Origin of the sequence: Microbacterium paraoxydans, assembly GCF_018224615.1 — a bacterium.
Taxonomy (GTDB): Bacteria; Actinomycetota; Actinomycetes; order Actinomycetales; family Microbacteriaceae; genus Microbacterium; species Microbacterium paraoxydans_B.
This window is the reverse complement of the sequence record NZ_JAGTUK010000004.1, coordinates 207,341-220,206: the sequence shown is the minus strand read 5'-3', so window position 1 is coordinate 220,206 and position 12,866 is coordinate 207,341. Positions and strand designations below refer to the sequence as shown.

Annotated in this window: 16 protein-coding genes; 7 read left to right on the top strand and 9 right to left on the bottom strand. The window is 68.5% G+C overall.

Features of this window, described 5'->3' with window-relative positions; genetic code table 11:
* Positions 1–57: 57 nt before the first annotated feature.
* From KE274_RS15510 to KE274_RS15495, 4 genes are read right to left on the bottom strand one after another with little or no spacing between them, the layout of a single operon-like run.
* Positions 58–1,218 (bottom strand): acyl-CoA dehydrogenase family protein, encoded by a 1,161-nt coding sequence (locus tag KE274_RS15510; protein WP_211545345.1) that lies wholly within the window; start codon positions 1,216–1,218, stop codon positions 58–60.
* The gene (locus KE274_RS15505; protein WP_211545343.1) at positions 1,215–1,973 is read right to left on the bottom strand and encodes an alpha/beta fold hydrolase; all 759 of its coding nucleotides are present in this window, start codon (positions 1,971–1,973) and stop codon (positions 1,215–1,217) included. Before KE274_RS15505 ends, KE274_RS15510 begins: the two co-directional genes overlap by 4 nt.
* A gap of 47 nt (positions 1,974–2,020) precedes the next feature.
* On the bottom strand, positions 2,021–2,938 hold the full coding sequence (locus KE274_RS15500; protein WP_211545341.1) for a sugar kinase: 918 nt from the start codon (positions 2,936–2,938) through the stop codon (positions 2,021–2,023).
* Positions 2,935–4,098 (bottom strand): MFS transporter, encoded by a 1,164-nt coding sequence (locus KE274_RS15495; protein ID WP_249186501.1) that lies wholly within the window; start codon positions 4,096–4,098, stop codon positions 2,935–2,937. Before KE274_RS15495 ends, KE274_RS15500 begins: the two co-directional genes overlap by 4 nt.
* A 423-nt stretch (positions 4,099–4,521) precedes the next feature.
* Between KE274_RS15495 and nrdH the strand changes: the two genes are divergently transcribed.
* From nrdH to nrdF, 4 genes are read left to right on the top strand one after another with little or no spacing between them, the layout of a single operon-like run.
* Positions 4,522–4,755 carry a glutaredoxin-like protein NrdH gene (gene nrdH, locus KE274_RS15490; protein ID WP_017202656.1) on the top strand — a complete coding sequence of 78 codons (234 nt, stop codon included), beginning with the start codon at positions 4,522–4,524 and terminating at the stop codon, positions 4,753–4,755.
* Between the two features lie 6 nt (positions 4,756–4,761).
* Complete coding sequence (gene nrdI, locus KE274_RS15485; RefSeq protein WP_211545337.1) at positions 4,762–5,196, top strand: class Ib ribonucleoside-diphosphate reductase assembly flavoprotein NrdI; 435 nt, start codon at positions 4,762–4,764, stop codon at positions 5,194–5,196.
* The gene (nrdE, locus tag KE274_RS15480; protein ID WP_307872230.1) at positions 5,193–7,337 is read left to right on the top strand and encodes a class 1b ribonucleoside-diphosphate reductase subunit alpha; all 2,145 of its coding nucleotides are present in this window, start codon (positions 5,193–5,195) and stop codon (positions 7,335–7,337) included. The genes nrdI and nrdE overlap by 4 nt, the downstream gene beginning before the upstream one ends.
* 31 nt (positions 7,338–7,368) lie before the next feature.
* Positions 7,369–8,349 (top strand): class 1b ribonucleoside-diphosphate reductase subunit beta, encoded by a 981-nt coding sequence (gene nrdF, locus KE274_RS15475; protein ID WP_211545335.1) that lies wholly within the window; start codon positions 7,369–7,371, stop codon positions 8,347–8,349.
* Positions 8,350–8,688: 339 nt separating this feature from the next.
* Here the strand turns inward: nrdF and KE274_RS15470 are convergent, their stop codons facing one another.
* The gene (locus KE274_RS15470; RefSeq protein ID WP_249186500.1) at positions 8,689–9,693 is read right to left on the bottom strand and encodes a hypothetical protein; all 1,005 of its coding nucleotides are present in this window, start codon (positions 9,691–9,693) and stop codon (positions 8,689–8,691) included.
* Positions 9,694–9,835: 142 nt separating this feature from the next.
* Between KE274_RS15470 and KE274_RS15465 the strand changes: the two genes are divergently transcribed.
* Positions 9,836–10,147 (top strand): DUF7882 family protein, encoded by a 312-nt coding sequence (locus KE274_RS15465; RefSeq protein WP_211545333.1) that lies wholly within the window; start codon positions 9,836–9,838, stop codon positions 10,145–10,147.
* Positions 10,148–10,159: 12 nt separating this feature from the next.
* Here the strand turns inward: KE274_RS15465 and KE274_RS15460 are convergent, their stop codons facing one another.
* Positions 10,160–10,771 carry a flavodoxin family protein gene (locus tag KE274_RS15460; protein ID WP_211545331.1) on the bottom strand — a complete coding sequence of 204 codons (612 nt, stop codon included), beginning with the start codon at positions 10,769–10,771 and terminating at the stop codon, positions 10,160–10,162.
* An 88-nt stretch (positions 10,772–10,859) separates the two neighbouring features.
* Here KE274_RS15460 and KE274_RS15455 point away from each other — a divergent pair, with 88 nt between their 5' ends.
* Positions 10,860–11,066 carry a hypothetical protein gene (locus KE274_RS15455; RefSeq protein ID WP_211545329.1) on the top strand — a complete coding sequence of 69 codons (207 nt, stop codon included), beginning with the start codon at positions 10,860–10,862 and terminating at the stop codon, positions 11,064–11,066.
* 24 nt (positions 11,067–11,090) lie between these two features.
* Here the strand turns inward: KE274_RS15455 and KE274_RS15450 are convergent, their stop codons facing one another.
* The 3 genes from KE274_RS15450 to KE274_RS15440 are packed head-to-tail and all read right to left on the bottom strand — an operon-like array spanning position 11,091 to position 12,524.
* Entirely contained in the window at positions 11,091–11,693 is a 603-nt protein-coding gene (locus KE274_RS15450; RefSeq protein ID WP_211545327.1) for a GNAT family N-acetyltransferase, read from the bottom strand.
* A gap of 35 nt (positions 11,694–11,728) precedes the next feature.
* A complete protein-coding gene (locus KE274_RS15445; RefSeq protein ID WP_211545325.1) occupies positions 11,729–12,124 on the bottom strand; it encodes an ImmA/IrrE family metallo-endopeptidase in 396 nt (131 codons plus the stop codon).
* A gap of 28 nt (positions 12,125–12,152) precedes the next feature.
* Entirely contained in the window at positions 12,153–12,524 is a 372-nt protein-coding gene (locus KE274_RS15440) for a helix-turn-helix domain-containing protein (protein WP_211545323.1), read from the bottom strand.
* Positions 12,525–12,618: 94 nt separating this feature from the next.
* Here KE274_RS15440 and KE274_RS15435 point away from each other — a divergent pair, with 94 nt between their 5' ends.
* Complete coding sequence (locus KE274_RS15435) at positions 12,619–12,849, top strand: helix-turn-helix domain-containing protein (protein ID WP_211545321.1); 231 nt, start codon at positions 12,619–12,621, stop codon at positions 12,847–12,849.
* Positions 12,850–12,866: the final 17 nt, after the last annotated feature.

Sequence of the window (12,866 nt, the reverse complement as noted above, 5' to 3'; positions counted from 1 at the left end):
GCGGACAACCGGATCCGTCGAATCCGAACGGAACACCTGCACGATCCGTGCGTTCGGTCAGCTCTCCACGGGGCCGAGCCAGGCGCTCGCCGCGGTGGCGTGCGCGGATTCGGGGTCGGAGGGGTGGAACGCCCCGGCGAGCACGTCGCGGTACAGCCGCGAGAGCTCGTTGCCGCTGAAGTAGGAGCCGCCGCCCGCCACCAGCATCGCTTCGTCGACCACGCTCTTGGCCATCGTGATCGCACGGTGCTTGAGGCCGGAAAGCGCGGGGAACCACCGCGGCCCGTGGTCGGCGCGCTCGTCCACGTCGCGCGCGAGCGCGGCGATCTGCGGCGGGAGGGCGTCGTAGGCGATCGCCATGTCTGCGATGCGCCAGCGGATGTCGGGGTCCTGGCTGTACGCGGCGCCGCTCTTCTTGGAACGACGGCTGTGCGCGGTCGCGACCGCCAGTTCCAGTGCGCGTCGGGCGATGCCCGTGTACACCGAGGCGAGCAGGATCTCGAAGACGGAGAAGATGCCGAACACGATGGGGTCGGGGCTGGGGCCGGGGTCGATCCGCCGCACCACGTGCGCGGCATCGGCCACCGCGCCGTCGAGCCGCGTGGTCCTGCTCTGCGTGGCGCGCATGCCCAGCGTGTCCCAGTCGTCCGAGGTCGTCACCGCGTCGGTCCTGTCGATGAACGCGAACACGAGCTGGGGGGCATCCGCGCTGGTGGTGTCCAGGCCGTGCAGCCCCAGCTTGGTCCAGACGGGGGCGAGCGACGTGAAGATCTTGGTGCCGGTGAACGCGTAACCACCGTCGGCATCCGGCACGGCGGTCGTGTCGCTGCCGAACAGCACGAGGTCGTTGCCGCCCTCGCTGATGCCGAACGCGAAGACCTCACCGGCGACCGCGCCGTCCTGGACGAACTCGAGCCCGGGCACGCCACGGTCGGAGAACACCTTCGCGACCCCGGTCCACACCAGGTGCATGTTGATCGCGAGCGCTGTCGCGGGCGCGGCGCCGGCGAGCCGCTGCTGCAGGATCGCGGCCTCCGCGAGCCCGAGCCCGGCGCCTCCGCGTTCGACCGGCACCAGGATCGACAGGTACCCGGCGTCGCGCAGCTCGTCGAGGTCCTGCTGCGGGAAGGTGTTCTCGCGGTCGTGGATGGGGGCGCGTTCGCGGATGCGCGCGAGCAGGTCGTCCGGAAGGTAGCGGGTCGGGTCGAACGCGGTCATGCGAGTGCCTCCAAGAGCTGTCGGATCGCGTCCTCCGGACGGTCGCGATGAAGGGAGTGCCCGGCGCCCGCCACGACCGACATCGTCAGGAGCGGGTTCGCCGCGAGCACCTTCGCGGCCAGGTCGCCCGCGAAGATGCTGTACACGGCGGGGTCGGCGCCGATGATGTGGGTGGGGACGGTGAGGCGTGCGGCGTGAGCGCGGACATCCCAGGGCTGGTTCTGCGCGCTGGTCTGTTCGACGGCCCAGGCGCTCGCGCGGCGCACGGCGTCGATCTTCAGCTCGTGGTCCTGTGGGTGCCAGTGCGGGTGCTCCTGTCGGACGACCTCGATGCGGTTGTCGGCGAAGGCGCGCTCCTGGCTGCGGCGCACGATCGCGGCGTCGCGTCCGTCGACGTGGAGGGCGGGATCGATCAGGATCAGGCGGCGGGTCCAGTCCGGGGAGCCTGCGGCGGCGACCGTGGCGGCGGCACCGCCCAGCGAGTGGCCCACGACCGCGTCCCACGCGCCGCCGCCGTCGGGCAGGGTGGCGGCGAGGTCGGCGGCGTACGCGTCGACGGAGTAGTCGAGGGAGCGCGGAGCGTCGCCGTGTCCGCGCAGGTCGACGGCCACCGCGACCGCCCCGGTCGCGGCGATCGCGTCGCCCAGCTGCCACATGAGCGCTCCGGACGAACCGAGCCCGTGGACGAGGAGCACGCGGCGCTCGGCCGCCGGATCGCCCCACGACAGTCGGGGCAGGCTGAGGGGTGCGGGCATGGCACCAGCCTACGACCGCGGTGGCGGGACGGACCGGTCGCGGGGTGTCAGCCGACGCGGGTGAGCGGGGGCAGGTCGGCCGCGATCGTGAGCACCCGGGCGGCGGCGGCGTGCCCGGCCGCCAGGCGTGCGGCGAGGTCCTCCCCGTCGAGCGTCGCGGCGAGGAACCCCGAGGCGAACGCATCGCCGGCGCCCACGGGCTCGACCACGTCCACCGTGGGGGCCGGCACGAACACGGGCTCGGCGTCGTGCGTGAACGCGGTGGCGCCCACGTCGCCGTCCTTCACCACGAGCAGCGCGCAGTGGGGCAGGTGCGCCCGGATCTCGGCCGGGGTGGCGGTGCCCCAGATGCGCTCCGCCTCGTCACGGCCGACGAACGCGATGTCCGCGGCGTCGGCGAGACGTGCGAGCGTCGCCGCCGCTTCCTCTTGAGCCCACAGCGCACGGCGGTCGTTCACGTCGAACGACACGATGGCGCCCGCGGCCCTGGCGTCGGCGTACAGCGCCTCGACCATCGCCAGGCAGGAGGCGGACAGCGCCGGGGTGATGCCGGTGGTGTGCACGATCCGCACGCCCCGGAGCTGCGCGGCGTCGAGGAAACCGGGGGCCATGCGGGAGGCGGCGGAACCGCGACGGTAGTAGTAGACGGCGGAGGACTCGATGCCCGGGTCCTTGAACATGACCCCCGTGGGGGCCTCCGCGTCGCGCTCGACCCACAGCTCGACCCCGCGCCGCTCGAGCTCGCCGAGCAGACGGTCGCCCAGCGGGTCGCGGCCGAGCCGGGAGGCCCAGACGGCGCGGTGACCGGCCGCCGCGACGCCGACGGCGACGTTGGCCTCGGCCCCGGCGTGCGTGAGTGTCGCGGTGTCCGCCTCGGCGAGCGGTGCCCGAGTGGGCGTGATCAGCGCCATCGACTCGCCGACGCAGACGATCGCGGGTGCGGGGGACGGGACGGGGAGGCTCATGAGGGGGTGACCGCCAGGGGTTCGGTGTCGGGATGCGGGCTCGCGTCGCGGTGACGCAGGTCGGGGAAGAAGCGGACGAAGATGATGGAGACGAGCAGGCCGACCCCGGCGAAGATCGTGGCGGCGAGGTAGGCCCCCCGCCAGTCGCCGACGTCGACGAGGAAGCCGGCGACGGCGGATCCCGCGGCGGCGCCGATGAGCTGGCCGGTGCCCGCCCAGCCAAAGGCCTCGGCCGTCTCGCTGAACTTGACGCTGGCGGTCGTGATCGCGAACAGCACGGCGAGGGCGGGGGCGATGCCGATCCCGGCGAGGATGAGCGTTCCGCCGAGCCAGAAGACGTTCAGCATGACCATGGTGAGCGCGAGCCCGACCGTGACGATCAGGAGGCGTCGCGCCATCGCCCACGGGCCGATCGGGATGTGGCCGAACGCGAGGCCGCCGACCAGGCTTCCCGCCGAGAACACCGCCAGGATGAGCCCCGCCGCGAGGCTGCCGTGCTCGAACGTGGCCACCACGCCGACCTCCACGGCGGAGCACGCGCCGATCAGGAGGAAGCCGATCACGGTCGCGAGGAGCACCGGGGGTTTGAGCACCACCCGTCCGAGGGCGTTGCGGCTGCGCGGGATGCGCACGCGGCCCACCTCGGGGGAGAGGATGAACCACGCGCCGCCGCCGACGAGCACGACGGCCACGAGCAGCAGTCCCTCCATGGTCCCGATCTGCGTGGAGACGAGCGTGATGACCACGGGGGCCAGCACCCAGATGATCTCCTGGAGCGAGGCGTCGAGGGAGAAGAGCGGCGTGAGCTGTCCGGCGTTCACGAGCTTGGGGTAGATGGTGCGCACCGCAGCCTGCACGGGCGGGGTGGAGAGGCCGGCGACCATGCCGAGCGCCATGTAGCCGGGCACCGAGAGCGGCAGCACGGCCAGGCCCAGCACGGCGAGCACGCACACCGTGAGCGTGAGGGTGAGCACGCGACGCATCCCCCACGCGCCCATCCATCGGCTGGTGATGGGGCCGGCGACCGCTTGACCGACGCTGGTCGCGGCGAGGACGAGGCCGGCCGATCCGTAGGATCCGGTCTGCTGCTCGACGTGCAGCAGGATCGCCAAAGACATCATCCCGTTGGGGAACCGCGCGGTGAGCTGGGCGGCGATCATGCGCCCCACTCCCGGCGTGCGAAGGAGATCCCGATAGCCCGCCACCCGACAACGGTACCGGGCGACGAGGGGGCTATCGAGACGGCCCCACGGACGACACGCCGCGACACGCCCGCGACACGCCGAAAGACGAATTCCACAGGCATTCGCATGTCCGAGGCCCGGCGTACCGTGCCTCCTGTGGATGGATCGCTCTCAGGGTCTTCCCAGCCGCGATTTCTCGCGGTTCGGGAGGGCTGCGATCGGGCCTCCGCCTGTGGAAGAAACGGTGGAGAACCTGTGTTGTATCAGTGGAGAGCAGTGGAAAAACTACACGGATGTAACTACTACCCCTTGTGGTCACTCCGAATGTCCGCACCCATATGTAGTATTGAGTTCCCGGCGGGGGCCTGCCGGAGAAACCAGAGATTCGAGGGGAATCAGATGTCGATCACGGTCTACACCAAGCCTTCCTGCGTTCAGTGCAACGCCACCTATCGCGCCCTCGACGCCAAGGGCATCGAGTACGAGATCCACGACCTGTCGGAGGACCCGACGGCGCTGGAGCAGGTCAAGGCGCTCGGCTACATGCAGGCGCCGGTCGTCGTCACGGACGAGGACCACTGGTCGGGTTTCCGTCCCGACAAGATCGACGAGCTCGCCTCCCGCCTGGCGTGATCGGCCATGAGCGCCGTCGCGACCGCAGCGCCGCTCCTGGTCTACTTCTCGAGCGTGTCGGGTAACACCGCGCGCTTCATCGAGAAACTCGGGTTTCCCGCCCGACGTATTCCCCTTCACCGCACGGACGAAGCCCTCGTCGTCGACGAGCCCTTCGTGCTGGTCACCCCCACCTACGGTGGGGGTGTGGGGCGCGGCGTCGAGAAGGGTGCGGTGCCCAAGCAGGTGATCCGGTTCCTCAACGACGAGCGCAACCGGCGCCACATCCGCGGAGTGATCTCCGCGGGCAACACCAACTTCGGCGATGCGTTCTGCCTCGCCGGCGACATCATCAGCCGCAAGTGTCACGTGCCTCACTTGTATCGGCTCGAGATCTTCGGCACACAGGACGACGTGGATCGCGTGAGCGACGGATTGGAACGACGGTGGGAACTTCAGTGACCGAGACAGTGGCTTTCAAGGTGAACCCCGCATACGAGGGTCTCGACTATCACGCCCTGAACGCGATGCTCAACCTGTACGACGCGAACGGCAAGATCCAGTTCGACGCCGACAAGCGTGCGGCGCGCGAGTACTTCCTGCAGCACGTGAACCAGAACACGGTGTTCTTCCACTCGCTGCGTGAGCGCCTGGACTACCTCGTGGAGAAGGAGTACTACGAGGGCGCGGTCATCGAGAAGTACTCGTTCGACTTCATCCAGAAGCTCAACGACCTGGCCTACTCGAAGAAGTTCCGCTTCGAGACGTTCCTCGGCGCGTTCAAGTACTACACGAGCTACACGCTCAAGACGTTCGACGGCAAGCGCTACCTGGAGCGCTTCGAGGACCGCGTCGTCATGACGGCCCTCGCCCTGGCCGACGGCGACGAGAAGCTCGCGGTCAACCTGGTCGAGGAGATCATCTCGGGTCGCTTCCAGCCGGCCACCCCCACGTTCCTCAATGCCGGCAAGGCGCAGCGCGGCGAGCTCGTCAGCTGCTTCCTGCTGCGCATCGAAGACAACATGGAGTCGATCGCCCGCGGCATCAACTCCGCCCTGCAGCTCTCCAAGCGTGGCGGCGGTGTCGCCTTGCTCCTGTCGAACATCCGCGAGGCCGGTGCGCCGATCAAGCAGATCGAGAACCAGTCGTCCGGCATCATTCCCGTCATGAAGCTGCTCGAAGACAGCTTCAGCTACGCCAACCAGCTCGGTGCGCGGCAGGGAGCAGGCGCGGTCTACCTCAACGCGCACCACCCCGACATCATGCGGTTCCTCGACACCAAGCGCGAGAACGCCGACGAGAAGATCCGCATCAAGACGCTGTCGCTCGGCGTCGTCGTGCCCGACATCACGTTCGAGCTCGCGAAGAACGACGAGGACATGTACCTGTTCTCGCCCTACGACGTCGAGAAGGTCTACGGCGTACCCTTCGGCGACATCTCCGTCACCGAGAAGTACCGCGAGATGGTCGACGACCCCCGCATCAAGAAGACCAAGATCAACGCGCGCGAGTTCTTCCAGACGGTCGCCGAGATCCAGTTCGAGTCGGGCTACCCGTACGTCATGTTCGAGGACACGGTCAACAAGGCCAACCCCATCAAGGGCCGGATCAACATGTCCAACCTGTGCAGCGAGATCCTGCAGGTGAACACGCCGACCACGTACAACGACGACCTGTCGTACGACCAGATCGGCAAGGACATCTCGTGCAACCTCGGCTCGATGAACATCGCGCTGTCGATGGACGCCGATGATCTCGGCCAGACCGTCGAGACGGCGATCCGCGCGCTCACCGCGGTCAGCGACCAGAGCCACATCCGCTCGGTGCGCTCGATCGAAGACGGCAACGACCGCTCGCACGCGATCGGCCTCGGCCAGATGAACCTGCACGGATACCTCGCTCGCGAGCACGTGTTCTACGGTTCGGAGGAGGGCATCGACTTCACGAACATCTACTTCTACACGGTGCTGTTCCACGCGCTGCGGGCGTCCAACCAGCTCGCGATCGAGCGGGGCACCACGTTCGACGGCTTCGCCGACTCGACCTACGCGTCCGGCGAGTTCTTCGACAAGTACATCGAGCGCGCATGGATGCCCGAGACCGAGAAGGTCAAGGAGCTCTTCGCGGGCAAGCACATCCCCACGCAGGAGGACTGGGTGGCGCTGAAGGCGTCGATCCAGGAGCACGGCATCTACAACCAGAACCTGCAGGCCGTGCCGCCCACGGGCTCCATCTCCTACATCAACAACTCGACCTCGTCGATCCACCCGATCGCCTCGAAGATCGAGATCCGCAAGGAGGGCAAGCTCGGTCGCGTCTACTACCCGGCGGCGTTCATGACGAACGACAACCTGGAGTACTACCAGGACGCGTACGAGATCGGCTACGAGAAGGTCATCGACACGTACGCCGCGGCGACGCAGCATGTGGACCAGGGCCTGTCGCTGACACTGTTCTTCAAGGACACCGCCACCACGCGTGACATCAACAAGGCGCAGATCTACGCGTGGCGCAAGGGCATCAAGACGATCTACTACATCCGTCTGCGTCAGCTGGCGCTCGAGGGCACCGACATGACCGAGTGCGTCTCCTGCATGCTCTGACCGGCCTCCGCATCCCAAGGAACAACGAGAAATGACTCCGCACGAACCCCTCAAGCTGGTCGACCGCGTGCAGGCGATCAACTGGAACCGCATTCAGGACGACAAGGACCTCGAGGTCTGGAACCGCCTGGTGAACAACTTCTGGCTGCCCGAGAAGGTGCCGCTGTCGAACGACATCCAGTCGTGGAACACGCTCACCGCCGAGGAGCAGACGCTCACCATGCGCGTCTTCACCGGTCTCACGCTGCTCGACACGATCCAGGGCACCGTGGGTGCCGTGTCGCTCATTCCCGATGCGATCACGCCGCACGAGGAAGCCGTCTACACGAACATCGCGTTCATGGAGTCGGTGCACGCGAAGAGCTACTCGTCGATCTTCTCGACGCTGTGCTCGACCAAGGAGATCGACGAGGCGTTCCGCTGGTCGGTGGAGAACCCGAACCTGCAGAAGAAGGCGCAGATCGTCACCGACTACTACCGCGGCGACGACCCGCTCAAGCGCAAGGTCGCGTCGACCCTGCTCGAGAGCTTCCTCTTCTACTCGGGCTTCTACCTGCCGATGCACTGGTCGAGCCGGGCGAAGCTGACCAACACGGCCGACCTGATCCGCCTGATCATCCGCGACGAGGCCGTGCACGGGTACTACATCGGTTACAAGTTCCAGCGCGGACTCGAGACGCTCGACCAGGCGCGCAAGGACGAGTTGAAGGACTACACGTTCTCGCTGCTCTACGAGCTGTACGACAACGAGGTGCAGTACACGCAGGACCTCTACGACGGCGTCGGGCTCACGGAAGACGTCAAGAAGTTCCTGCACTACAACGCCAACAAGGCCCTGATGAACCTGGGCTACGAGGCGATGTTCCCCTCGACCGTCACGAACGTGAACCCGGCGATCCTGTCGGCGCTCTCGCCCAACGCGGACGAGAACCACGACTTCTTCTCGGGGTCGGGTTCGTCCTACGTGATCGGCAAGGCCGAGGCCACGGAAGACGACGACTGGGACTTCTGAAGCAGCCTCACCGCAGCGACAGATGAACTGCGCTGCGACGTTCCGCAAGCCCCCGTCCGCCCCCTCAGTACTGAGGGCGCGGACGGGGGCTTGCTTCACGTTCCGCCCACATCTCGCGGAGACGAGATGATCGTCATGGTTGGCGGTGAGGGCTCTCGCCTGACGCGCGCGCGGGCACGGCATGCGCGTGTCTGCTGGCGGCTACCGCACTCCCTCATCGAGCGCCACTGGTGCGACCGTTTCTGGGGCGTGCCGTAACGCCGGCAGTCAGTCGTCCGCGACGCCCGACGTGTGCGATCCCCGTCGCCTCCTGCTCGCTCGCGCGGCGACGGCCGGCGGTCAGCGGGTGACGCGCTCGTGGGCCAGGCGGGCCCGGCGATCCTCCTCCCGCTTCGAGTAGGTCGCGGCCCTGATCGCCTCGTCGGACTCCAGGCCCGTGCCGAGTGCCCCGCCGATCGTCGCGGCCGATGCGACGAACCAGGTCAGCACGAAGAGATCGCCGAACTCGACGGTGCGGCCGAGCTCGTCGCTCATCACCGCCGGGTCGAGCACGAACAGCGCCCACGCCAGGTTCACGACGTACAGCGTCAGGTAGCAGATGACGATCCCGATGGTGAGGGTCAGCAACGTCGAGGTGTTGTAGAGCCGGGAGCGCTCACGGGCCTCGGAGGAGTCATCGTCAGGCCGGTCCCAGAGCCCGCCGTCGACGACGATCCAGGCGATGATGAGCGCGATGGACGCGACGGTCGCCGCGACCAGCCGCCACCCCGACAGTGCGAGGGCGAGCGACCACACGGTCGGCTGGATGGTCGCCACCGCGCCGGTCGCCAGGGCCGCGACCAGCGCCGACTTCAGCCCCGCCGCGAGCCGCCACGGGCGATTGGCCAGGACCATGCCGAGGAGCACGCGCCCGCGGGCGCTGAGTCCGGGGAGCGGAAGGCGCTTCTCCTCGGCCGTGTCGGGTTCCGCCATCCCGCCGACGAGTCCCCGGACGGCGTGGCGCGCGCGGCTCTGCACGCGGAAACCTCCGAGCGCCGGAAGCGACAGTACGGCGGACCGTCGGCGGGAGTGGATCGCGGCCAACAGATAGCGGCCGTCGTCGTCGCGAAGCGGAAGCTCGGTGACACCGACTACGAGATCCCAGCCGTGCTCGTCGGCGTGCGAGCGCAGCCGCTCCAGAGCGACACCGACCTCCTCCGATCCGAGGGTGAACGGCTCGCTGAGGAGCTCGACGTCCCACGGCTCCGCCCTCTCGGCCAGCGGCGGCGTCCGGTCGGTCATCCGCCGCGCGACGTGCGTGGGCGATGCCGGATCGGCGACGAGTCCTACGCGGATCGGCTCCATCTCCGGAACGTACACCCGCGGGACCGGTGCCCCAGGGCCTTGACAGGTCGCCCCGCGTGGTCTCCAGGGCAGCAGGGGTGCGGGCGGCTCCTTCAACGCAAGCCCCTGCGCGGACCTGGGGCCGCCCGATAGGGTCGTGGACATGGGAACCATGCAGTACGGGAGCGGTAGCGAGATCCAGATCGAAGACCGCGCCCTCGCCCACCTCAAGGTCGCGATCGCCACCAAACTCCGCCGCAACGAGAGCTTCACGCTGTCCTGGCGTCACCCCGAGGGGGACACCCCTGGACGCTCGACCATCTGGCTGCATCCGTCCATCCCGCTCCGTTTCACGTTCGAGGAGCCGGAGACGCCGCAGCTCAACGTGAAGTGGATTCAGGCGCTGATGGTCGAGGCGAGCTCGTCCGGAGGCATCAGTCTCGTCGACGAGGTCGTCGACGGGCCCGCAGAGTAGTCGCCGCCGCGCTCAGCCGGCGGGGTAGGGCTGCGCCTTGAGCTGCCGCGCCAGATGGGCGGCGTTGCGGGCGGCGGTCTGGATGGCGTCGGCGACCTTCTCCGGCGTCTCATCGAGGTCCTTGTAGTCCACGGTCTGCATCGCCTCGCCGTTCCAGTACACCGAGGTCTGCGCCGGGATCGTGTAACCGACGTCGTTCAGCGCCTGGAACAGGATCGCCGAGATGTGGTGCGCGCCATCCTCGTTGCCGAGCACCCCGGCGATCGCGACCCGGTCGAACAGGATCGGACGGCCCTGACCGTCGGTCTCGCTCAGTTCCGCGTCGAGCCGCTCGAGCACGCGCTGCGCCACGCTCGAGTGCTGTCCCATCCAGGTGGGCGTCACGAACACAAGGATGTCCGCTTCCCGCACGCGGCGACGGACATCGGGCCACTGGTCGCCGTCGCCCATGTCCCCCTCCACGCCCGGGTGCAGGTCGAGGTCGACCGCGCGGACCAGTTCGCCGGAGACGTCGTGAGCCGACAGGGCGTCGAGCAGCTGGCGCGCGAGCAGGTCGGAACTCGACTCCGCGGGGGACGGCTTGAGCGTGCAGGAGATCGCAAGGGCGGTGAGAGTACTGGTCATGCGCCGATCACACCAGAGGTCGGGCCCGGCGCACAGGGCCTTCCCGGCCCCGGGCTATCCTGGTAGAGCACCGACGACAGGAGATCCCGTGATCCTCAGCTTCTTGTTCTTCATGATCCTCTTCCTAGGGGGCTTCTGGCTGCTGGGGATCGCGCACGAGCTCCCGGACACGGCGGCCGCGCTGACCTTCTGCGCCGGCATCCTGCTGGTGTCGCTCGCCCTCGGTTTCGCGATGCGGCAGCGCGGTTCGGCCACGCGTCGCTCCAAGAACTGGACCGGCAGCCCCACCGAGTGAGTTCGAGCCCGTCCGCGCGGAAACTCAGCGCCGACGGGCCAAGCGGGCCTCCAGGTTGGCTCGCACGGCGGGCCACTCCGGCTCGATGATCGAGTACTCGACACTGTCGCGCAGCGCGCCGTTGCGGTAACGGCTCATCGCCCGCATGACGCCGTCCTGCTTGGCGCCGAGTCGCTCGATCGCCGAGCGCGACTGGAAGTTGACCCACTGCGTGGTGAGCCCCACACGGAAGACTCCGAGCGTCTCGAACGCATGGCGGAGCAGCAGCAGCTTCGATTCCGCGTTGGTGCCCGTGCCGTGAGCGGACGGGCGATTCCACGTATAGCCGATGTGGAGCCGGGGCACGTCGGCGACGATGTCGTAGTACGACGTGAGACCGAGGATGCGCCCGCTCGCGTCGACCGCGGTGAACGGGACCATCTCGCCGCTCTCGACCAGTCCGAGCCGACGCTCGACCTCGGCCGCCACCCCGTCCGGTTCCGGGACCGACGTGTACCAGGCCGTCTTCCACAGGTCGCCCTCGCGTACGGCGTCGATCAGCCCGTCGACGTGCGACCGGTCGAGGGGTCGCAGCTCGACGAGCTCGCCGGTGAGGGTGACGGGGGCGGGCGGGACGAGGAAGGCCATGCGCCCATTCAACCAGCGCGCGACGCCGGTCCTGCTCACGCCGCTCGGGGTCGCGCGCGGTCGTTGCGCAGGAGCCGTTGGTAGGCGAGGACGATCTCGAGTGTGACATCGAGCTCGAAGGCGAGGCTCGCGAGATGCGATCCACGGAGCTGCTCGGCAGCCGCGTAGGCCTGGGGTGTGAGGAGCGTGCGGGCAGCCCACTCGTCGGCCCGGCGCTCCTGACGATCCCGCACGGAGGCGAGCGTGGTGGGGCGGTGACCGAGGTGGGCGTGGCCCAGTTCGTGCGCCAGCACACTGCGAGTGGTGCGGGCGCTCATTCCCGGCGCCAGGCGGATGGTGCCGGTCGCGGGATCGAAGCCGCCACGCGTGCGCCCCGGCTGCTCGATGACACGCAGCCCGAGATCGCTCGCGAGCAGGAGGAGGCGTTGCATGGGCTCTTCCTCCTGCCGGCTCGCGGTGTCACTCGTAGAGGTCGTCGGTGTCCGCCTCGTGCGGTGCGTCGGACTCGTAGGCGACCTCGCGGTCATTCTCGCGGGAGGCGGCGACATCGGGGGTGCGACGCAACGGGGTGATCACGGCCGAGGCGCCGTCGGCGTCGAGGCGTTCCTGCGCCCTGGCGACCAGGACGTGTGGCTCGATTCCGAGCGTCGAGCACACCGCGTACACCACGGGGACGGGGATGGCGCGCTTTCCGGTGACGTAGTTGTCGAGTGCGCTGCGCGCGATGCCGACGCTGCGGGCCATGGCGGCGATGCTGCTCCGGGCGGCCGCGATCTCCGCGCGCATCTGCCGCCCCACGGCGTCGTTGAACTGCTCGGCCGGTGTCCTCATCTGGCACACCCTAGCAGCGCTCCGAGATCAAGATGCCGTCATATCGGTTCACTCTTCCGCCGGAGGTGTCCGTGTGTGGGGGTAGTGTCTGCGTATGGGGACAGAACTGCGACATCTGATGGCATCCACGGTCGAAACGGCACGACTCCACGCCGGAGTGTCGCTCATCCAGCTCGCGGAGCTCGCTGGCCTCTCCCCACGGCGAGTGCACGACCTCCTGGACGGCCGGGTCGAGTTCACGATGGTCGACCTCGCCCGCATCGCGGCCGCGCTCGACATTCCCGTGACCGATCTCCTGCCGTTTTCCACCACCGCGGACCCGTGACCGCGCGATAGCGTGGC

What these genes read in the sequence shown, in the direction of transcription:
- KE274_RS15500 (WP_211545341.1), bottom strand. Translation starts at nt 2,938, where the DNA reads ATGAGCCTCCCCGTCCCGTCCCCCGCACCCGCGATCGTCTGCGTCGGC.
- nrdH (WP_017202656.1), top strand. Translation starts at nt 4,522, where the DNA reads ATGTCGATCACGGTCTACACCAAGCCTTCCTGCGTTCAGTGCAACGCC.
- KE274_RS15505 (WP_211545343.1), bottom strand. Translation starts at nt 1,973, where the DNA reads ATGCCCGCACCCCTCAGCCTGCCCCGACTGTCGTGGGGCGATCCGGCG.
- KE274_RS15495 (WP_249186501.1), bottom strand. Translation starts at nt 4,098, where the DNA reads ATGATCGCCGCCCAGCTCACCGCGCGGTTCCCCAACGGGATGATGTCT.
- KE274_RS15510 (WP_211545345.1), bottom strand. Translation starts at nt 1,218, where the DNA reads ATGACCGCGTTCGACCCGACCCGCTACCTTCCGGACGACCTGCTCGCG.
- nrdF (WP_211545335.1), top strand. Translation starts at nt 7,369, where the DNA reads ATGACTCCGCACGAACCCCTCAAGCTGGTCGACCGCGTGCAGGCGATC.
- KE274_RS15435 (WP_211545321.1), top strand. Translation starts at nt 12,619, where the DNA reads ATGGGGACAGAACTGCGACATCTGATGGCATCCACGGTCGAAACGGCA.
- nrdI (WP_211545337.1), top strand. Translation starts at nt 4,762, where the DNA reads ATGAGCGCCGTCGCGACCGCAGCGCCGCTCCTGGTCTACTTCTCGAGC.
- KE274_RS15445 (WP_211545325.1), bottom strand. Translation starts at nt 12,124, where the DNA reads ATGCAACGCCTCCTCCTGCTCGCGAGCGATCTCGGGCTGCGTGTCATC.
- KE274_RS15460 (WP_211545331.1), bottom strand. Translation starts at nt 10,771, where the DNA reads ATGACCAGTACTCTCACCGCCCTTGCGATCTCCTGCACGCTCAAGCCG.
- KE274_RS15465 (WP_211545333.1), top strand. Translation starts at nt 9,836, where the DNA reads ATGGGAACCATGCAGTACGGGAGCGGTAGCGAGATCCAGATCGAAGAC.
- KE274_RS15450 (WP_211545327.1), bottom strand. Translation starts at nt 11,693, where the DNA reads ATGGCCTTCCTCGTCCCGCCCGCCCCCGTCACCCTCACCGGCGAGCTC.
- KE274_RS15440 (WP_211545323.1), bottom strand. Translation starts at nt 12,524, where the DNA reads ATGAGGACACCGGCCGAGCAGTTCAACGACGCCGTGGGGCGGCAGATG.
- KE274_RS15470 (WP_249186500.1), bottom strand. Translation starts at nt 9,693, where the DNA reads ATGGAGCCGATCCGCGTAGGACTCGTCGCCGATCCGGCATCGCCCACG.